The following is a 19,438-nucleotide window of genomic DNA, read 5'->3' as shown; positions in this document are numbered from 1 at the left end:
CTGTGTCCTACAGCATGAATGTAGAGTCTTGAAAGGCATTTCCCACCTGAAAAGTAGGTCGGGATAACCGCACCCCTGCCTTGGCGCCCTGTAATTATAGGGGGCTGACCGGTCCGTGGTGTGCAGCGACAGCAGAGGAGGGGGGCAGTGCAGAGAAGTGTTGCCAGATACTCGCTGTACGACCTGATAGTGATCGTACAGCGATATTTGCATTACTGGCGATACGACTTCAGGAAGTTGCCGATGCGACCAATGGCCATGTCCAGGTCATCTACACGTGGCAAGGTCACCACTCGGAAGTGATCCGGCCACGGCCAGTTGAACGCCGTTCCCTGGACCACCAGCAGCTTTTCCGACAACAGCAGGTCGAGCACGAACTTCTCGTCGTTGAAGATCGGGCACACTTTCGGGTCGATTCGCGGGAACGCGTACAGCGCGCCCATCGGTTTTACGCAACTGACACCCGGAATTGCGTTGAGCAATTCCCAGGTGCGGTTGCGTTGTTCCAGCAGGCGACCCTGGGGCAATACCAGGTCGTTGATGCTCTGGTAGCCGCCGAGGGCGGTCTGGATCGCATGCTGGCTCGGCACGTTGGCACACAGGCGCATATTGGCCAGCATGTCGATGCCTTCGATGTAGCTCTGGGCGTTGTGCTTAGGACCGGAGATAGCGATCCAGCCGGAGCGGAAACCTGCCACGCGATAGGACTTGGACAGGCCGTTGAAGGTCAGGCACAGCAGGTCCGGTGCCAGGGAACCCGTGCAAATGTGCACAGCATCGTCGTAGAGGATCTTGTCGTAGATCTCGTCCGAGAACACCACCAGGTTGTGCTGGCGTGCCAGTTCGAGCATGCCCAGCAACACTTCCTTGGAATACACGGCGCCAGTGGGGTTGTTCGGGTTGATGATCACCAGGGCTTTGGTGTTCGGGGTGATCTTGGCCTTGATGTCGGCGAGGTCCGGGAACCAGTCGGCGCCTTCATCGCACAGGTAATGCACCGGGTGGCCACCCGCCAGCGTCACGGCGGCGGTCCACAGCGGGTAGTCGGGCGCCGGCACCAGCACTTCATCGCCATTGTTGAGCAGGGCCTGCATGGACATCACGATCAACTCGGACACGCCATTGCCCAGGTAGATGTCTTCGATGCCGACACCTTCCACCTGCTTTTGCTGGTAATACTGCATCACCGCTTTACGTGCGCTGAACAGGCCTTTGGAGTCGCTGTAGCCCTGGGCGGTCGGCAGGTTGCGGATCACGTCCTGGAGGATTTCGTCCGGCGCTTCGAAACCAAAGGGCGCCGGGTTGCCAATGTTCAGCTTGAGGATGCGATGGCCTTCCTCTTCCAGGCGTTTGGCGTGCTTGAGCACTGGGCCGCGAATGTCGTAGCAGACGTTGGCGAGCTTGTTCGATTTGCTGACCTGCATGGCGATGTGATCCTGAAAATGAACGATCCAGACGGTGTGGACACTACCGTACTGCGAATCCTGCGAGGCCTGCACCCATAAATACGTTTGAATGCCGATAGCGCGGGTGCCAGACTGGCGTTTTGACGAGGCGCAATCATACGTGCCGCCTGATCCATGGAAAAGACACAGATCAGGCTTTTTCAGTTGCCGAGGTGTACCGATGGAAAAGTTGCAGAAAACCGTTGATGAATGGAAGGCGATGCTCGATCCAGAGCAGTACAACGTGTGCCGTCTCAAGGGCACCGAGCGACCTTTCAGCGGTAAGTACAATGGCACCAAGACAGATGGCGTATACCACTGCATTTGCTGCAATGAGCCACTGTTCGACTCCAACACCAAATTCGATTCCGGCTGCGGCTGGCCGAGCTTCTACGCGCCGATTGCCGACAGCGCTATGATCGAGATCCGTGATGTCAGCCACGGCATGATCCGAACCGAAGTCACCTGCGCCAAGTGCGATGCGCACCTGGGGCACGTGTTCCCCGACGGTCCGCCGCCGACCGGCCTGCGCTATTGTATCAATTCGGTGTGCCTGGACCTGGTGCCGCGCTAAGCCTTGTACCGCCCCGGCCAAAGGTGGCGGGGCGGTCCATGACGAGGTATTAGTCTGGTCAATTAAATTGCACGCAATTGAATTGCCTACTATCTTCCTGGCTCTTACCCCCGTTCATTTCGAGGCGCTGCCATGAGTGACAACCTGCTGAGCATCCCGTGCACCACCATCAAGGGTGAGCAAAAGACCTTGGCCGATTTCGCCGGCAAGGCTGTCCTGGTGGTCAATACCGCCAGCAAATGTGGCTTCACCCCGCAGTACAAGGGGCTGGAGCAACTTTGGCAGCAGTACAAGGATCAAGGCCTGGTGGTACTGGGCTTTCCCTGCAACCAGTTTGGCAAGCAGGAACCGGGCAACGAAGGCGCGATTTCCGAGTTCTGTGAGCTGAATTTCGGCGTCAGCTTCCCACTGTTCAAAAAGATCGACGTTAACGGCAGCGATGCCCACCCGCTGTTTGTGCAGTTAAAAAAACAGGCGCCCGGCTTGTTGGGCTCGAAGGGCATCAAGTGGAACTTCACCAAGTTCCTGATCGATCGCGACGGTCAGGTGGTCAAGCGTTTTGCTCCGACCACCAAGCCGGAGGACTTGACCCAAGAGATCGAAGCCCTGCTCAAATGACCGACGTGCCCGCCGTGTCCCTGGCGCTGGACGACCAGTTGTGTTTCAAGCTCTATGCCGCGTCCCGCGCGGTGACGCGCGCTTACAAGCCGATGCTCGATCAGTTGGGCCTGACCTACCCGCAGTACGTGGTGATGCTGGTGCTGTGGGAGTGGCAGGACGCAACGCCGCCGCAACCCACGGTCAAAGCCCTGGGCGAGCGCCTGATGCTCGACTCCGGGACGCTGACGCCATTGCTCAAGCGTCTGGAGTTGCTCGCGCTGGTGAAGCGTCAGCGCAGCACGCTGGATGAGCGTGAGATGCACCTGAGTCTAAGTACAGCGGGTTTGCAGTTGCGCGACCAGGCGCATGCCTTGAAAGCCCGGCTGCTGTGCGACAGCGGCGTGGACCTGAACCAGGCCGACGCCTTGCGCGACGGCCTGGACCAGTTGCTGGCGCAGATCAAAGGCTTGTCGTGTCAGGCACCCAAAGGTCCAGCAGGGCCTTGAGTTCTTCGCGGCGGAACGGCTTGGCCAGGTAGTCATCCATCCCCGCCGCCCGACAACGCTCGCGTTCTTCCGAGAGGGCGTTGGCGGTCAAGGCGACGATAGGCAGGTCCGGCCAGCGCCCGCTGCGGCGAATCTGCCGGCTGGCTTCGTAGCCGTCCATCACTGGCATATTGCAGTCCATCAACACCATGTCGAAGCGCTGTTCTTCAAGGAGCCTGAGTGCTTCGCCGCCGTGGGCGGCCACAATGACTTCGCATCCCAGCTTGCTGAGCATGCCTTTGGCCACCAACTGATTGACCGGGTTGTCTTCCACCAACAGGATGCGCGCCCGCTGCGCGAGGGGCGCGCTTTCCATTTGGATAGGGTCGAGGATCAGTTGCGCGTCGCTGCGCAGGTTGCGCTGCAGAATCTGGTACAGCGCGTTGCGGCTCAGCGGGCGTGCCTGTTGCTGCAGCGGCGCAAGGGCGGCGACTTCCTCGCTGGGCATGAAGTTGCCATAGGCGGTGACCAGCAGAATGGGCGCGCTAATCGCCGGGCGCAGGCGGAACAGGCACTCTGGGCAGTCAGTGATCAGCAGGTCGGGGGTTTGCCCGCTCAGGTCATCGTCCTGTGAATAGCAGCGCGGTGCCAGGCCCCAATGGGGCAACAGCGTGGTCAGCAACTCTGTCAGGCCATTGCTGCCGCTGGTGATGACGATTACCTCACCCGCCAGGGGCGCGTAACGGGCGGCGGGCAAATGCATGGGCAGCGGCAGATCAGCACAGAACTGGCTGCCAAAACCAACCTCCGAGCTGATACTCAACCGGCCCTTCATCGCTTCACACAGGTTGTGCGTCAACGCCAACCCAAGTCCCGTTCCGCCAAATTGGCGTGTGATCCCTGCACCGGCCTGGGTGAAGGGCTGGAATATCTTCACCTGCGCTTCCTGAGCGATACCGATGCCCGTGTCACAGACCTCGATTTTTACCCGGCCATCCTGAGCGCTGAGGCGCACATCGACGCGGCCGAAGCGGGTGAACTTCAAGGCATTGGAGAGCAGATTGCTGACGATTTGCCGCACACGTGTCGGGTCGCCTATCACCTGGGCGGGAAAGAGTGGGTCGATCAGGCAGGTTAACTCGACACTCGGCGCCGCGTTCTGCGACAGCAAGTTGGCGGTGTCTTCCACCAGGGAGCCGAGATCAAACGGGATGCGCTCCAACTCCAATTGGCCGGCGTCAAACTTAGACAGGTCGAGAATATCGTTCAGCAATTCCACCAACACTTTGCCCGAGTCGTGGGCGATGGACAGCTGCTGGCGCTGTTCGGCGTTCAACGGGCTGTCCAGTGACAACGCGATCATGCCCAGCAAACCATTCAGCGGCGTGCGGATCTCGTGACTCATATTGGCCAGGAATGCGGCGCGGGCCTGGGCCATGCCCAAAGCGGTCAATTTTGCCGCCTCCAGCTCATCGTTGGATTGGCTCAAACGTTGGTTGCTGGCCTTGAGCTCCAAGGTGCGTGCGGAAACGATATCTTCCAGTTGGCCCAAGTATTCGGTGAGGCGGTCCTCGGCGTGGCGCCGTTGCTCGATTTCGGTTTCCATGTTTTCGAATTGCTGGTTGGCGACGTTGACCAGTACGCCGATTTCATCGTTTTCGTGACCTGGTGGGCAATCCAGGCGGGCCTGCTTGCTGGTACTCAGTGCGCGAATAATGCGCACCAGCGGCTGGGTCAGCATCACGTAGAACAGGCCCAGCAGGATTCCTGTCAGGAGCAGGCTGCGGGCGAACCCGTTGAGCAGGGTAATCTCGGCACGGTGCAGGAAACGGCTGCCAAAGGTGTAGGTGTCCACGTCCAGACGTAGCACGCCGAGAGAATCATTGGGCATGTGGCTCAGGAACAGCCGGTCTTCGAACTCACGGTTGGCACCAAACAGAAAATCGCTGATGGGCCGGTAAGCACTTTCCTTGCGCGGTCGATTCACGTCGGCCAGGACCACGCCATTGTTGTCGATCAGTTGCGCGCGGGTAATCGCCGGGGAATGCAGCAGGCCCTGGGTCAGTTCCTGGGCGAGTTCAGCATCAATGTTGTAGGCAATACGCGAGGCGGGGTTATGGCTGATTTCGATCAGTGAGCGTATTTCACGGTTGATCGATGCGTCTTCGCTGGCATAATCAATGCCGATTTGGATCAGGCTGAGCAAGGTTCCCAAGACGAAACCTACCAGCACAGTCAATCTGGCTTGTTTATAAGACAAGCGGTGGGCGAACTTGATATCCATCGAGTGTTGAACCACTTCACGTTTCCCTTCGCCCGGCAAGCATAGCTGAACATCCACTGGCTCTGGCTTGGCCGGCATGAATCGTTTTATACGCAGCCTTGTGCGGTCTGCCACAGGGTTGCCAATACGCCATCTTTTGCAAGAACTTGCCAGAGGAATAATCGTGGATTCTCGATTGAATGCCTTTCTTGAGCGCGCCGATGCGGTACTTGCTCGTCTGGAGCCGCTGTTACCTGCGCCGCGCCAAGCCATCGACTGGAACCAGTGCCTTGCTGCCCGTTGGCAGCGCGAAGGCCGCAGTGGCTTTTTGCTGCCGCTGGAAGTGAGCCTGGATATGCGCTTGTCTGACCTCATCGGCATAGACAAACAGCGTGAACAACTGGCACGTAACACCCAGCAATTTCTGGATGGGCTGCCTGCCAACCATGCGCTGCTGTGGGGCTCCCGCGGCACCGGTAAATCGTCGATGGTGCGCGCCTTGCTGGCCCGGCACGCCAAGGCGGGGTTGCGCCTGATTGAAATCGAGCGTGATCACCTGGCTGACCTGCCCCGTGTCGTCGAGCAACTGCTCAAGCTGCCGCAGCGTTTTATCCTGTTCTGCGACGACCTGTCTTTCGAGGCGGGCGAGGGCGATTACCGCGTGCTCAAAAGCGTGTTGGACGGCTCCCTGGAGCAGGCGCCGGAAAACGTGTTGCTGTATGCCACCTCCAACCGTCGTCACCTGGTGCCGGAAAACCAGAGCGACAATGACAACTGGAAGCGGGTGGACGGTGAGTTGCACCCCAGTGAGGCGGTGGAAGACAAGATCGCCCTGTCCGACCGTTTTGGCCTGTGGCTGTCGTTCTACCCGTTCAGCCAGGAACACTTTCTGGAGGTGGTCGAACACTGGATCGGCGAGTTGGCCAGCAAGGCCGGCTTGCAGTGGCAGCGCGATGAAGCCCTCGACATCCTTGCCGTACGCTGGGCCACCGGGCGTGGCAATCGCAACGGCCGTTGCGCGTATCAATTCGCCCGTTACTGGGTAGGACTCAAATTGCTGGAGCGTCAACCATGATCGATTTGCAACAGGCCGGCACCGGCCTGGATGGCTATGCCATGTTGTGTGCACAACTGGAATCGCTGTTGGCCGATGAGCGTGACTTTATCGCTAACAGCGCCCAGTTCTCTGCATTCCTGTTCAACCAGTTGGACGACTTGAACTGGGCAGGTTTCTACCTCAATCGCCATGAAGAGCTGGTGCTTGGCCCGTTCCAGGGCCAGATCGCTTGCGTACGCATTCCGTTCGGTCGTGGCGTATGCGGCGCAGCGGCAGCATCACGGCAAACCCAGCGGGTGGACGATGTACATGCGTTCCCCGGCCATATCGCCTGTGACAGCGCCTCCAACAGCGAACTGGTGGTGCCATTGATCAAGGATGGCGTGCTGATTGGCGTTCTTGATCTGGACAGCCCGTCGCTGGCCCGTTTTAACGAGCAGGACCAGGCGGGTATTGAACAATTGGCGGCGATTTTTCTACGCTTGACCGACTGCTGACCTGGGCGTAGAGGGCTGGCCTCGGTTATTGGCTGTCCAGCTTATGGAGCTGCACTTGCAGTGTCCTCTCCAGTTCCAGCATGAGTTTTTCCAGGAACTTCACCTCGGCCTCGATCAGGGGGCGATCATCGCTATGGGCGCACGCCTGCTCCAGTGCTTCGCATTGCGCGGCCAGTGAGCATGCCTGGACGATGCGCGCGGCGCCCTTGATCTTGTGAGCTTGCTCAATGATTTCGTGGGGCGGCGCCTGTCTGGCCATCAAGGTCAGCAGGTCCTGGCGGTCATGACGACTGCTGTCCAACAGTTCCTCCAGCAAGCGTCGGCTCAATTGCGGGTCGCCCCCGGTCAGTGCATCCAGGCAGTCGAGGTCCAGGCGCAGGACCGCCGATTGAGGTCTGATCCGCGCCAGTTGCTGCTCCAGCGCCGTAAGACTGATGGGTTTGAACAGGCAGTCGTTCATGCCCGCTTGCGCGCAGCGATGTTTCTCCTCGGGCTGGGCATTGGCGGTGAAACCGAGTATCACACAGGGTGCCTGTTGCTCTCGCTGCTCATATTCACGGATTGAGCGACTCAACTCATAGCCATTCATGACGGGCATGTTGCAGTCGGCTATCACCAGGTCGAAGCGCTCCTGACGCCAGGCCAGAAACCCGGCGGCACCCTGCTGGGCAGCCGTGAACTGATGCCCCAGATAACCCAATTGCTGGCACATCAGCAAGCGATTGGCCGGGTGGTCGTCCACCACCAGTACATTGAGTACCGGCGCAGCAGCGGGCGGCTGTGACTTGAGTTCGTCCTGTACCTCGCTTGGCTGCAGGCACGTCATCTTCAGGCTGACCTGTACTTGAGTGCCCACCATGGGCACGCTGCTCAGGCTCAGTTGCCCCCCCATCATTTCGCACAGGCTGCGACAGATCACCAGCCCCAGGCCGGCTCCACTCCTGGCCAGGTGTCCGGAGTTGTCGGCCTGGGCAAAGGGTTCGAACAGGCGCAATTGGTCGTCCCGGCTGATGCCGATGCCCGTGTCCTCGACCACCAGTTTCATCTGGATCTCGTTCGGCAGTGTGGTGGCTTGCACCTGCACCTTGATCTTCACCTGTCCGTGCTCGGTGAATTTGATCGCGTTGCTGACCAGATTGGACAGCACCTGCTTGAAGCGCAGCGGGTCGATCAGCACGGCGGTGTCGTCCAGATCCGTGTCGAATTCAAGCAACAGGCTGAGGGTTTTCTGACGGGCCAGGCCATCGAAAACGCGTACCACCGACTCGATCACTTCCCGCAGATTTACGCGCTCAGGTGCAAGGCTCAGGCGGCCTGACTCGATGCGAGCAATGTCGAGGATATCGCCAATCAGCTCCAGCAGATCCTTGGCGGAGTTGTAGGCCACTTCGATAGCCGGGCGATCAAGATGGCCTTGGTCGGCGCGCTTGAGGGTCAGTTCCAACATTCCGATCACCGCATTCATCGGCGTGCGAATTTCATGGCTCATGGTGGCGAGAAAGGTGCTTTTGGCCCGGTTGGCCTCGTCGGCGCGTTCCTTGGCGGCGCGCAGTTCGTCGAACAGTTGGCGCCGGTCACTGATGTCGATCCAACCGCCGATAATGCCCTGAACTTCGCCGTCCGAGTCGCGATAGGGAAGAATCCAATGGTAGATCGTCAGTTTTTTTCCGTGAATATGCAGGGAGCGATCGAGGATCAGCGGGTTACCTTCCGCTACCACCCGTTGGTAGTCGGCGTGGTACTGCGCCGCCTCCGACTCCAGAGCCATGTCCATTTGGACCACACTCTTGCCAATCACCTCTTCGCGTTTGACTCCGAACACTTGCAGGTAACTGTCATTGCAGGTTTGCAGCAGGCCCTTACGGTCGCGTACGTAAATCGGGTGCGGCGTTTCATTGACCAGTGCGCGCATGAACTCGAATTGGTCGTTGAGTGCCCGTTCGGCCATCTTCCGGTGTTTGATCTGGCGGCGCATGTAGGCGTTCCAGGTCAGGGAAATCAGCAGCAGCAACCCAGTACCGATGATGATTTGCGCAATCAACTCGTGGTAATTGCGCCAGTAGCTGTCAGAGGCGGGTGTGTAACCCCGCCAGCGGCTGTTGATCACCCCCATTTCATCCGGGGAAATACTCAGCAGTGCCTTGTCCAGGATTGAACTCAGCTCGACGGCGCGGCGTGGTGTCGCCAGGGCGAAAGTGGCTGGAAGGGTGCCGATGCTGGCGCTGATCTGTAATTTGTCCTGGAAAACCTGGGAGGACAGAAAGTAGTTGGCGATTACCAATGAATTCACCGCACCGTCTACATTCCCTTGGGCGAGCATTTCTGATGCCTTGAAGGTGTCACTGACTTCCGCCAGGCGAATCTTGGGGAATTCCTTTTGCAGGATTTTTTCCAACGGGTTGCCTACAGTGATTGCCAGGCGTTTGCCCGCCATCTGCTCCAGGCTCGAGGGTGCGTTGGGCTCCTTGCGAGTCAGCAGGACATAGGAGTTTTCCAGGTAGGGACGACTGAAACTGAGCTGAGCCTCCCGCTCGGCGCTGGGGATGATCGCGCCGATGACGTCGGCCTTACCCGAGATGACCCGCTCTATCATCGCGTTGACCTCGCGACTGCTCTGGATTTCGAAACGCAAGCCGGTACGCAGGCGAATCAGTTCCAGCAGGTCGGCGGTGATGCCGCGAAAGTTGCCGTCGGCATCAAAGAACGTCAGCGGCGCGAAGGTCTCATTGACCACGACTTTGACTACCGGGTGCTCTTTCAACCAGCGCGCTTCGCGTTGGGTCAGTTGCAGTTTCTTGTCGGTCAGCAAGATATCGCTGCCGGCGCTCCAGCGCTTGGCGATGCTGTCCCGCTCATTGATGGGAACGGCCGCCAGTACCGAATCGACAATGCTTAGCAAAATGGGCTGATCCTGACGCAGCGCAAAGCTGAAACCATAGGCTTCATGCTTGCCGAAATTGGCCATGCGAACGTTCTTCAGGTAGCCCTTGTTGATCATGTAATGGGTGGAGATGGTGTCGCCCAGAAACACATCGGCCTGATCAAAGGCCACTGCATTCAAGGCGTTTTGATACGAGGGAAAGGCGCGGATATCCGCCTGCGGGTACAACTTTTCCACTTCGCTCAGCGGCAGGTAATGGTAGACGAGGCTCAAGCGCAGCCCGGCCAGGCCATCGCTCAAACTGCGCGTTTCCCTTTCGCGTGTCACCAGCACCGGCTGATCCACCGCGTACGGCTGTGACAGGATGAGATTCGGGTTGGCGGCCTCAAAGCCGTTGGAAGAACCCAGCAGGTCAATTTCACCTGTTTCCAGAGCGCGGATCGATGCTTCCCGCGTTGGGTAGCGCACTACCTTGAAGGGGAGGGCCATGGCTTTGGCCAATAGCCCGGCGTAATCGGCGGTCAGGCCCTCATAGTCGTGGCCGCTGGAGGTCAGGTCGAAGGGTGGGTAGTCAGGTGCCGAGGTGCCCAGCACCAGCTCGCGTTTGTTCTGCAACCACTGGCGCTGAGCCTTGTCCAGTTGAGTATCCAGTTGAACGGTACCCGCGCGGCTCAATAAGGTGAAGTGTTCCGGACCGGGTTGAGGGGTCGCGGGCACAGTAGTGCTCAAGCACATACTGGCAATTAATACAATCAGATAGTCCTTTATACGCCTGGGCATCCGCTTTCTCACACTAGCGCGTTTCGTTTTGCCATCTCGATAAGTTCTACCAAGGATTTGGCTTTAAGTTTTTGCATCAGCCTTTTTTTGTAAGTACTTACTGTTTTGTTACTTAGAAACATACCTTTGGCGATTTCTTTGTTGGTGCGGCCCTGTGCGAAAAGTTGCAACACCATCAGTTCCCGGTCGTTTACCGCCTTGAACAGTTCAAGTTCCAGGCCGTCCTTGCCGTCGGCGCCATTGCTATTCAATGCCTGGCTGGGAAAGTAGTTGTAACCGGACAGCACCGCGCGAATGGCACTCAGCAGTTCGCTCAGGTCACCCTCCTTGCACACATAGCCATCTGCGCCCGAGCGCATGCAACGCGTGGCAAACAACGTCGGGCTCTGGGCGGTCAGAATCAGGGTTTTCATGGAGGTGTTCATGGCGTTGAATCGGCACAGCACTTCGAGGCCGTCCAGTTTCGGGATGCTGATATCCAGAATGATCAGGTCCGGCAGGCATTCGCGAACCATTTGTATCGCGTCACAACCGTTGTCCGTTTCGCCAACGACTTTATAACCTTCGTGCTCCAACAACATACGAATCGCCAACCTGATAACCGGGTGGTCATCAATGATAAAAACTGTGTTCATAATCATATTCCATGCAAGTGCAAATAAAGCGGGCACATTAGCTCAGAAGATGACGGAGTAGGATGAGCCTTTGGGGGAGTAGATATAAAACAGGAGAATTCCTACATAAAAAAAGGTAGTTGCCTACCCTCCATTAAGGCTTTGCGCCGTCGGATGTAAGCAATGTTTGAATCAGTGTGCTGATGGACGGAGCTACAGATTCAGCGCTGGTTTTCAGACGCTCATCCGTCGCTGAAGAGCGTTTAAAGTCCGGTATTTATAGTGGGCTTATTGGCGCGATCAACGCTGCAAGTTCGTCTTTATTCAGAGGCTTTAATAAATAGCCAAGGAGTGGCAGGCCGCGTTGCAGGGCTTGTGTTGTCAGGGTGGACAGTTCCGTCGCCGGCAGCCCGCTCAGTAGAATGGCGCCACTTATGAAGTGGCGGCGGCTGGCAATTTCCACCAGTTCCAGCCCTGGTAGATCAGGCAGGCATTGGTCGCACAGCATGAGGTCAAACGGAGTCGTGGCGCTGGACATCGTGCGGATGGCCTGTTCGGCATTTTCTGCAAGGGTCACGTGCTCGAAGCCGAAGCTTTTGAGCAGGCACTGAGTGGCCAGGAGCTGAAAGGGATGATCCTCCACCAACAGGATTCGAAGACGGGGTAGGGGCATAGAAGGCACATGGCTCATTCAGAGGGGGCGCGGGCGTAGCAAGTCCGCCAGAAGCGTGCGCGATTATTCCTCGAGTGGGTGTGCGAATTCGATCAGGCCGCTCTGTTCCCGTCGTAGGTAAAATCTGTACGGGAAGCAGGCGGCGCGACCATCATCTTCACTGCGGGCTGGAACGCCCGGTCATCTCCCGTGCCATCTCGGTGGCATAGCTGTCTGTCATGCCCGCGATAAAGTCGATCATGCGCAAAAACGAAGTGTGCAGCGACCAGGCTGGATTTGGCGCGCTGTTGCCCAGCAAGTCGAGGATGCGCCGGTTCTTGAACGACGGCGTGCGCCCCCCATGCTGCTCCAGTGCGGCACCGCAAAAGGCGTTCAAGAGGATTTCCAAGGTCGTGTAGGCGCCGATTTCGTGCAGGGTCTTGCGCTTGTCCTGGAAGATTTTTTTACGCGCCATGTCCTTGGCATCCAGTACGCAGCGCTTGGCAGGGCCGTGCATGTGCTCCACCAGGTCACCCAGCAGCGTACCGGCGAGCAAGGCGTCCTGTTGTTCGACAAAGGCCCGAGCGGCTGCATTGGTCAGATGCTCGATCGCCTTGCCGCGCAGGATCGCCAGCTTTCGCCGACGAGAGTCCTCCGGGCCCAGTTGCCGGTAAGTCTGGGGCAAATCGTCACCCACCAGGTCGAGCAACAACGACTCCACCTCGGCATATTCCAGCAATTCCATTTCCAGGCCGTCTTCGAGGTCGATCAAGGCGTAGCAGATATCGTCTGCCGCCTCCATCAGGTAGACCAACGGATGACGGGCCCAGCGTTGTTCTTCCAACTGCGGCAGGCCGAGTTTGTGGGCGATCTGCTCAAGGATTGGCAGCTCGCTCTGATAACAGCCGAACTTATGTTTCTTGTAGCCCAATGAGTCCGCGTGGCGGGCGGTCCAGGGGTATTTCAAATAAGTGCCGAGGGTGGCATAGGTCAGCCGTGTGCCGCCGTCGAACTGGTGGTATTCCAGCTGGGTCAGTACCCGAAAACCCTGGGCATTGCCTTCGAAATTGAGGAAGTCATTGCGCTCGGCAGTGCTCATGTCGTCCAGCCAGCCGCGCCCGGCCGCCTGTTGGAACCAGTGGCGAATGGCGTCTTCACCGGAATGCCCGAACGGCGGATTGCCGATGTCATGGGCCAGGCAGGCCGATTGCACCACCATGCCCAGGTCGCTCGGCTCACACCAGTCGGGCAGGGCGCTGCGCAGGGTTTCGCCCACGCGCATACCGAGGGAGCGGCCGACGCAGCTGACTTCCAGGGAGTGGGTCAGGCGGGTATGGATATGGTCATTGCTCGATACCGGGTGCACTTGGGTCTTGCGGCCAAGTCGGCGGAATGCGCCGGAGAAAATAATACGGTCGTGGTCTTTGTGAAACGGGCTGCGGCCGAGTTCTTCGGGGCTGTGCAGGGGCTTTCCAAGACGTTCGCGTGTCAGCAGGGTGGGCCAATCCAAGGCGGGTACTCTCCGTACGGTGAATGACCCTCCCAGCTTCCCGGTTCAGCGGGGCCTCGGCAAGCGAAAATCTACAGGCCGGCCGCATCGATATCGATTAACAGCAAGCGCTGGCCGTTATCGAAGAATTGTCCGGCGGTCAGGCAATACTGGTTGGTGGTGGCGTCGCGGTAGGTCGACGAGAGCGTCAGGCGGCGCTCCTCCCAGCCTTCGGCGAGCAGATGATAGAAGTAGGGGCGCCACGACCAGTTGTGGCCCAGGTAGCGGCTGTCCGCCTGCCAGGCATCCTGGCGCCATTCGAAGTTGGGTGTGAGTTGGGTGCCATGGCGGTCGCACTGGTAAAAGCGCAGCAGCCAGGGGAAGTCCGGCAATTGGGGTAATTGATTCAGAGGCGCCCGGCACTGTGCCCAGGTTTGCAGGATTCGCATCAGCTCGACCAATTGCTGGCGCAACTGCATCAAGCGGCCCCGCTCTGCGAGTTTGTGCTGGACGTAAACCGTACGCAGTTGGGCAAATCGCGTTACGAAGGCATCCGCTGCAAACCATTCCAGCTGCGCCTGGGCAAACAGGTAACCTTGCACATACCGCGCCCCGCATTCCAGGGCGAAACTCAATTGCGCCTCGGTTTCCACGCCTTCGGCGATAATCCAGCACCCGGTTTTTTCCGCCATCTGCGCCAACGCCCTTACCACGTCACTGCTCGGCCCGCCTTTAGCGGCTTCCTGGAACAGGCGCATGTCCAGCTTGAGAATATCCGGTTGCAGCGCCAGAACGCGGTCGAGCTGGGAATAGCCGGCGCCGAAGTCATCAATGGCGATCCGCGCACCGGCGTTGCGATAACGCACCACCACGTCGGCCAGGCGCTGGATGTCGCCTCCCAACTCGGTGATTTCAAACACGATGCGCCGCGGATCGATACCGTAGGCGTGCACCTGTTTCAAACTGGGCAAGGCTTGGCCAGGGCGCAGGCGATTGATCCAGCGTGGCGAGATGTTCAGGCTGAGAAACCAGTCTTCGGGCGCTTCATGGAGGCGACTTAAAGCATTGTCACGGATTTGTCGGTCAAGGCGGCGCAAGGTGACGCCGGGCGTGCGCGGGTCAGCAAACAGAGGGCCCACGGACAGCAAGCGGCCATCAGCCTGGCGCAGGCGGCCGAGGGCCTCTACACCGGCAATGCGCCCGGTGGCGGTGTCGATGAACGGCTGGAAGCAGGCGAGCGGTTGCCCGTCGATCACGGGGCCTCCTTAAGAGAGCTGACAAAAAAAGGCCCGGCCCTCGTGTTCGAGGGCCGGGCCGATTCTGTTTGCAAGAATGCAGCCAGCGCGGTTCAGCCTTTACGCGAAGCCCCTTGCATGGCCAATTTAATCAGCGGGATCAAACCGGCGCCCAGCCGCACCAAGCGTGTCAGGCTGCTGATGCTGCCGCCCTTGGCGCCCTTGCCGGTAAAAAAGCCCATCAGTGTCACCGCGGCCACGCCCCACAGTGGCGCGTGCTTGATGCCCAGGCTGTCCTGCCAGTTATGGCGCATGTTGCGCATTTTGTTCAGGGGGGCCATCAGTTGCTGGGACTCGTGGCGGATTTCCTGGCGGTGCATTTCCATGCGCAGGCGAATCAACGCCTTGCGCATTTCGCGGCGGGAAGCGGTTTGCGGGATTTCAGTCATGCTCATGGCAGCAGGCGCTCCCGGTCGTTGGCCAGTTCTTCAAGGGTGGCATGGAACGGCGTGGACTCATCGAATATCGCCGCCTTCAAGCGCACTCCGCAGAACACTGCGGCCAGGGAATAGAACACGCACAGGCTAATGATCCCGGTGAGACGGTAAGTGTCCCACACCAGAATCATCACCAGCGCCGACAGCCCCACCAACAGCAGCAGGGCAAACACCAGCGCCAGGCCTGCGAACAGCAACAGGCTCACCGTGCGCGATTTCTGCTCTTGCAACTCGATGCCAAATAACTCGACGTGGCTGTGCAGCAAGCCCAGAACGGCCGCGCCCAGGCGTCGGGAAGTGGAGCTTGAGCTCGTGGACGAGCCGGATTCGCCGATAGACATAATGTTAGCGCCTTGTAGCCAGCAGACCGATCAGAAAACCAACGCCGGCGGCAATGCCCACCGACTGCCAAGGGTTGGCCTGCACGTAATCTTCCGTTGCAGTGACCGCCGCCGCGCCGCGTTCGCGCAGGGAGTCTTCGGTCAGTTGCAGGGTTTCGCGGGCCTTGAGCAAGCTGTCGTGGATCTTGGTACGCAGCTCATCGGCCTGATCACCGGCCAGCACGGCGGTGTCGTCGAGCAACTTTTCAGTGTCACTGACCAGGGTTTGAAAATCCGCCATCAGTATCTCTTGAGCAGTCTTTGCAGTTCTTCTGGCCATGGTTATCTCCGTGATTGGCTGATCTGTACGTGTGGTTTCGAGTCACAGGCTTCTGTGAAGGTTCACTTCAATTGTCTGGTACAGCTTTTGCTTTGCCTTGGTGCGCATGCCCCGGGGCGTGCGCTGAATCTGGGCGGCCTGAGGCTAATGCCTTGAAAAACCTTACCCTAAATAACTCAAACTCGCGGAAAAACCCTGTCGGTAATGGCTTGTTGTGGTGTTCGCTGCGCTAAAGCGGTTCACGCCCTCTGACGAGGTGCGGGGCCGGCGGTGCCAATTTAGTGCGCGAAACCCTGGCTTGAACCGCTTTGGTGCTTTTTGCCCTTAACGCAGGCCTGCCAACCTCCATGGAAAATTTGCAAAGTGCAGTGGACACGTTAGTCCACAGCTCCAACACCCTGTTTATTTTGATTGGCGCGGTCATGGTCCTGGCCATGCACGCCGGTTTTGCGTTCCTGGAAGTCGGCACCGTGCGCCAGAAAAACCAGGTCAACGCCCTGTCGAAGATCCTCAGCGACTTCGCCATCTCGACCTTGGCTTATTTCTTTATAGGCTACTGGATCTCCTACGGTGTGAGCTTTATGCAGCCGGCGGCGGTGATCAGTGCCGATCACGGCTACGGCCTGGTGAAGTTTTTCTTCCTGCTGACCTTTGCGGCGGCGATCCCGGCGATTATTTCCGGAGGCATTGCCGAGCGCGCAAAGTTCGCGCCTCAGCTGTGTGCCACCGCGCTGATCGTGGCGTTTATCTACCCGTTTTTCGAGGGCATGGTGTGGAACGGCAATTTCGGCCTGCAAGCCTGGTTGCTCGCCACCTTTGGTGCCAGCTTCCATGACTTCGCCGGTTCCGTGGTGGTGCACGCCATGGGCGGTTGGCTGGCGCTGGCGGCGGTGCTGCTCTTGGGCCCGCGTAACGGGCGCTATCGAGAAGGGCGTCTGGTGGCATTCGCGCCGTCGAGCATTCCCTTCCTGGCGTTGGGTTCGTGGATCCTGATCGTTGGCTGGTTCGGCTTTAACGTGATGAGCGCGCAGACCTTGAATGGCGTCAGCGGCCTCGTCGCCGTCAACTCGCTGATGGCCATGGTTGGCGGCACTGTTGCTGCCCTGGTGATCGGCCGCAATGACCCTGGCTTCCTGCATAACGGTCCGCTGGCCGGGCTGGTGGCGATCTGCGCCGGCTCCGACTTGATGCACCCTGTGGGCGCACTGGTCACCGGTGTCGTCGCCGGTGGTTTGTTCGTGTGGTTCTTCATCGCCGCCCAGGATCGCTGGAAAATCGATGACGTGCTGGGCGTGTGGCCATTGCATGGCTTGTGCGGCGTGTGGGGCGGTATCGCGTGCGGCCTGTTCGGCCAGACCGCTCTTGGCGGCTTGGGCGGCGTGAGCCTGATCAGCCAGTTGATCGGCACCGCGCTGGGGGTGGCGGTGGCGCTGGTCGGTGGCCTGTTGGTGTACGGCGTGATCAAGCGCGTGCACGGGCTGCGCTTGAGCCAGGAACAGGAGTACTACGGCGCGGACCTGTCGATCCACAAGATCGGCGCGGTCAGTCAGGATTGATCGGCTCGTCGGTTCGCGGGTAGAAACCGTGCAATAGGCGATAGCGGTTACGCCGCACCTCATCGACCCGCGCCTGCACCTGTTCGTCCGAAAGCCCGAGCAGGATCAAGGCGTGGGAGGCGAGCATCAGGCTCGACTCCAGCAGTTCGGGCACCACTTCGCTGGCGCCTGCGGCTTTCAGTTCAGCCAACTGGCTGTCGTCACGGGTGCGCACCAGAATCGGCACGTCCGGATTGATCCGGCGTGCCTCCGTCAATACCAATAGGGCGACATCGCTGTTATCCACCGCGATCACCACTAACCGTGCGCGTTCCAGGCCGACCGCACTCAGCAGGGCACCACGGCGACAGTCACCGTAGTGCACGCTGCTGTCGTCCGTGGCGGCTTGCTGCACCTGCGCCGGATCATCATCCAGTGCGATGAACGCCTGTTGCTCGCGGTGCAGAAAGCGCCCGATGGATTGTCCGACGCGGCCATACCCGCAAATCACCACGTGGCCGCTCAATTGGGCGTTGAGCGCGGTGATTGCTTCCAGTTGCACCTGCTGGTTGGGCTTGCGGTGCAGGCGCAGGGCAATCGTCGGCGCAGCGCGCAGTAACAGCGGGGTCAGCAGCATCGAGCAGAAGGTGGCAGCGAGCAGCAGGCCGTTGAACGCTTCGGGTATCAACCGGCTGTGTTGCATTTGCGCCATCAGCGCAAAACAGAACTCGCCGCCCTGAGCCAGGGCCAGGCCGCTGCGCCAAGCCGTTTCACGGTCGCTGCCGCGCAGTTTGACCAAGGCCGCGACCACCGAGGCCTTGATCAGCATCAGTGCGAGGGTCAAGCCGAGGATCAGCAGACTATGGCTGACGAACAGCTGCAGGTCGATGAGCATGCCGATGCTGACAAAAAACAGCCCCAGCAGGATGTCGCGAAACGGCCGGATGTCGGCTTCGATCTGATGCCGGTAATGGCTTTCGCCCAACAGCATGCCCGCCAGGAAAGCGCCGAGGGCCGGGGAGAGCCCCAGTAAGTGAGTGAGCCAGGCAGTCAGCAATACGATCACCAGGGCCAACAACACAAACAGCTCCGCTGAATGGGACGCCGCGACTTCGTGAAACAGGCGTGGCAATAACCAGCGACTGGCGAACAGCAGGCCGACGAACAACAGCACGGTTTTACCCAACGTCAGCGGCAACGCCCAGTACCAGGCCTGGTCGCTGTTACCGGCAAACACCGGCACCAAGGTGAGCAGCAGCACTGCCACCACATCTTGGAACAGCAGCACGCCAATCGCATTCTGGCCATGGCTGCTGAAAATTTCCCCAAGGCTGGTCAGCTCCTTGCTGACGATGGCCGTGGAGGACAACGCCAGCCCGGCGCCCAGCAACAGGGCGACGCCGGGCGCCAGACCAAACCCCATCAGCAGGCCTCCCAGCAGCACACCGCAGCCCAGTACCTGCAAGCTGCCCAGCCCGAATACCACGCTGCGCAACGCGAACATCTTGGTGAGGGAAAATTCCAACCCAAGGGAAAACAGCAGGAATACCACCCCCAACTCGGCGAGGTCAGGCAGGTCTTCACTGTCATTCACCCAGTCCAGCGCGGTGGGCCCCACGGCCAGGCCCACGCACAGATAGCCGAGCACGGGCGGCAGTCGTAGCCGGCGAAACAGCGCAATCACCACCAGGGATGAAGCCAGAATAATCAGCAGGTTGGCGAACACGTGCATCTCCATTGCGGGGTGAGCGGGCAAAAAGCCGCGAGGATCGCTGAATCAGTTATACGTCATGGTGATCTGGATCAGGGATTGTGGGCTGTTGGCCGTATCGGGGTGAGCATAGAATAGTGACCTACTTCCTATCAGGTCACTTTGTCATGACTCCTGAATGTCAGTTGTTCACCACACTGGGCTGCCATCTGTGTGAGCTCGCCGAAGAAGAAGTCATGCCGCTGGTCGAACACGGTTTGATGGTCGAGCTGGTCGATATTGCCGACTCCGAAGCCCTGTTCGAGACCTACGGCCTGCGTATTCCGGTGCTTCGGCGGGTGGATACAGGGGCTGAATTGGGCTGGCCGTTCGACACGGAACAAGTGGTCTCGTTTCTGCTTTAGGAAGAGGCCGAACGACCCACCGATTTTTTGCTACCCCAGCCAGTGGGAACTCAAAAAAT

At 59.2% G+C, this 19,438-nt stretch carries 18 protein-coding genes; 7 read left to right on the top strand and 11 right to left on the bottom strand.

From position 1 onward, the window contains the following. Positions 1–212: 212 nt before the first annotated feature. A complete protein-coding gene (locus ACLBW8_RS23720) occupies positions 213–1,424 on the bottom strand; it encodes a pyridoxal phosphate-dependent aminotransferase (protein ID WP_058411776.1) in 1,212 nt (403 codons plus the stop codon). Positions 1,425–1,626: 202 nt separating this feature from the next. On the opposite strand from ACLBW8_RS23720, the gene msrB reads away from it, so the two are divergent. From msrB to ACLBW8_RS23705, 3 genes are all read left to right on the top strand, one after another. After that, the gene (gene msrB, locus ACLBW8_RS23715) at positions 1,627–2,019 is read left to right on the top strand and encodes a peptide-methionine (R)-S-oxide reductase MsrB (protein ID WP_064451550.1); all 393 of its coding nucleotides are present in this window, start codon (positions 1,627–1,629) and stop codon (positions 2,017–2,019) included. A gap of 132 nt (positions 2,020–2,151) precedes the next feature. After that, positions 2,152–2,637 (top strand): glutathione peroxidase, encoded by a 486-nt coding sequence (locus ACLBW8_RS23710; RefSeq protein ID WP_447806446.1) that lies wholly within the window; start codon positions 2,152–2,154, stop codon positions 2,635–2,637. Beyond that, positions 2,634–3,125, top strand: a complete 492-nt coding sequence (locus ACLBW8_RS23705) for a MarR family winged helix-turn-helix transcriptional regulator (protein ID WP_064451551.1) — start codon at positions 2,634–2,636, stop codon at positions 3,123–3,125. The genes ACLBW8_RS23710 and ACLBW8_RS23705 overlap by 4 nt, the downstream gene beginning before the upstream one ends. Here the strand turns inward: ACLBW8_RS23705 and ACLBW8_RS23700 are convergent. Further along, on the bottom strand, positions 3,079–5,388 hold the full coding sequence (locus ACLBW8_RS23700) for a hybrid sensor histidine kinase/response regulator (RefSeq protein ID WP_064454884.1): 2,310 nt from the start codon (positions 5,386–5,388) through the stop codon (positions 3,079–3,081). The genes ACLBW8_RS23705 and ACLBW8_RS23700 overlap by 47 nt on opposite strands. 163 nt (positions 5,389–5,551) lie before the next feature. On the opposite strand from ACLBW8_RS23700, the gene ACLBW8_RS23695 reads away from it, so the two are divergent. Together ACLBW8_RS23695 and ACLBW8_RS23690 are read left to right on the top strand one after the other, a co-directional pair. Then, a complete protein-coding gene (locus tag ACLBW8_RS23695) occupies positions 5,552–6,442 on the top strand; it encodes an ATP-binding protein (RefSeq protein WP_064451552.1) in 891 nt (296 codons plus the stop codon). Beyond that, positions 6,439–6,921, top strand: a complete 483-nt coding sequence (locus tag ACLBW8_RS23690; RefSeq protein WP_064451553.1) for a GAF domain-containing protein — start codon at positions 6,439–6,441, stop codon at positions 6,919–6,921. Before ACLBW8_RS23695 ends, ACLBW8_RS23690 begins: the two co-directional genes overlap by 4 nt. A 25-nt stretch (positions 6,922–6,946) precedes the next feature. Here the strand turns inward: ACLBW8_RS23690 and ACLBW8_RS23685 are convergent, their stop codons facing one another. From ACLBW8_RS23685 to ACLBW8_RS23650, 8 genes are all read right to left on the bottom strand, one after another. Further along, the gene (locus ACLBW8_RS23685) at positions 6,947–10,582 is read right to left on the bottom strand and encodes a transporter substrate-binding domain-containing protein (protein WP_447806445.1); all 3,636 of its coding nucleotides are present in this window, start codon (positions 10,580–10,582) and stop codon (positions 6,947–6,949) included. Positions 10,583–10,590: 8 nt separating this feature from the next. Then, complete coding sequence (locus tag ACLBW8_RS23680) at positions 10,591–11,217, bottom strand: response regulator transcription factor (RefSeq protein WP_064451555.1); 627 nt, start codon at positions 11,215–11,217, stop codon at positions 10,591–10,593. A 256-nt stretch (positions 11,218–11,473) separates the two neighbouring features. Further along, entirely contained in the window at positions 11,474–11,869 is a 396-nt protein-coding gene (locus tag ACLBW8_RS23675) for a response regulator (protein ID WP_064451556.1), read from the bottom strand. 157 nt (positions 11,870–12,026) lie between these two features. Continuing rightward, the gene (locus ACLBW8_RS23670) at positions 12,027–13,358 is read right to left on the bottom strand and encodes a deoxyguanosinetriphosphate triphosphohydrolase (protein ID WP_447806444.1); all 1,332 of its coding nucleotides are present in this window, start codon (positions 13,356–13,358) and stop codon (positions 12,027–12,029) included. A 71-nt stretch (positions 13,359–13,429) separates the two neighbouring features. After that, a complete protein-coding gene (locus tag ACLBW8_RS23665; protein ID WP_447806443.1) occupies positions 13,430–14,593 on the bottom strand; it encodes an EAL domain-containing protein in 1,164 nt (387 codons plus the stop codon). Positions 14,594–14,685: 92 nt separating this feature from the next. Next, on the bottom strand, positions 14,686–15,027 hold the full coding sequence (locus tag ACLBW8_RS23660) for a hypothetical protein (RefSeq protein WP_447806442.1): 342 nt from the start codon (positions 15,025–15,027) through the stop codon (positions 14,686–14,688). After that, positions 15,024–15,410, bottom strand: coding sequence for a phage holin family protein (locus ACLBW8_RS23655; RefSeq protein WP_407017150.1), 387 nt, complete (start codon positions 15,408–15,410; stop codon positions 15,024–15,026). The genes ACLBW8_RS23660 and ACLBW8_RS23655 overlap by 4 nt, the downstream gene beginning before the upstream one ends. A 4-nt stretch (positions 15,411–15,414) precedes the next feature. Further along, complete coding sequence (locus tag ACLBW8_RS23650) at positions 15,415–15,729, bottom strand: DUF883 family protein (protein ID WP_053255177.1); 315 nt, start codon at positions 15,727–15,729, stop codon at positions 15,415–15,417. 347 nt (positions 15,730–16,076) lie between these two features. Between ACLBW8_RS23650 and ACLBW8_RS23645 the strand changes: the two genes are divergently transcribed. Next, the gene (locus ACLBW8_RS23645; protein WP_221294292.1) at positions 16,077–17,285 is read left to right on the top strand and encodes an ammonium transporter; all 1,209 of its coding nucleotides are present in this window, start codon (positions 16,077–16,079) and stop codon (positions 17,283–17,285) included. On the opposite strand, the gene ACLBW8_RS23640 is transcribed toward ACLBW8_RS23645, so the two are convergent. Continuing rightward, entirely contained in the window at positions 17,272–18,996 is a 1,725-nt protein-coding gene (locus tag ACLBW8_RS23640) for a cation:proton antiporter (protein ID WP_447806492.1), read from the bottom strand. The genes ACLBW8_RS23645 and ACLBW8_RS23640 overlap by 14 nt on opposite strands. A 146-nt stretch (positions 18,997–19,142) precedes the next feature. Here ACLBW8_RS23640 and ACLBW8_RS23635 point away from each other — a divergent pair, with 146 nt between their 5' ends. Then, positions 19,143–19,379, top strand: a complete 237-nt coding sequence (locus tag ACLBW8_RS23635) for a glutaredoxin family protein (RefSeq protein WP_407017153.1) — start codon at positions 19,143–19,145, stop codon at positions 19,377–19,379. Positions 19,380–19,438 lie beyond the last annotated feature (59 nt).

The organism is Pseudomonas sp. M5A4_2d (genome assembly GCF_053345295.1).
Note: the sequence above shows the minus strand (reverse complement) of the source record. Positions and strands in the feature narration are given on the sequence as shown.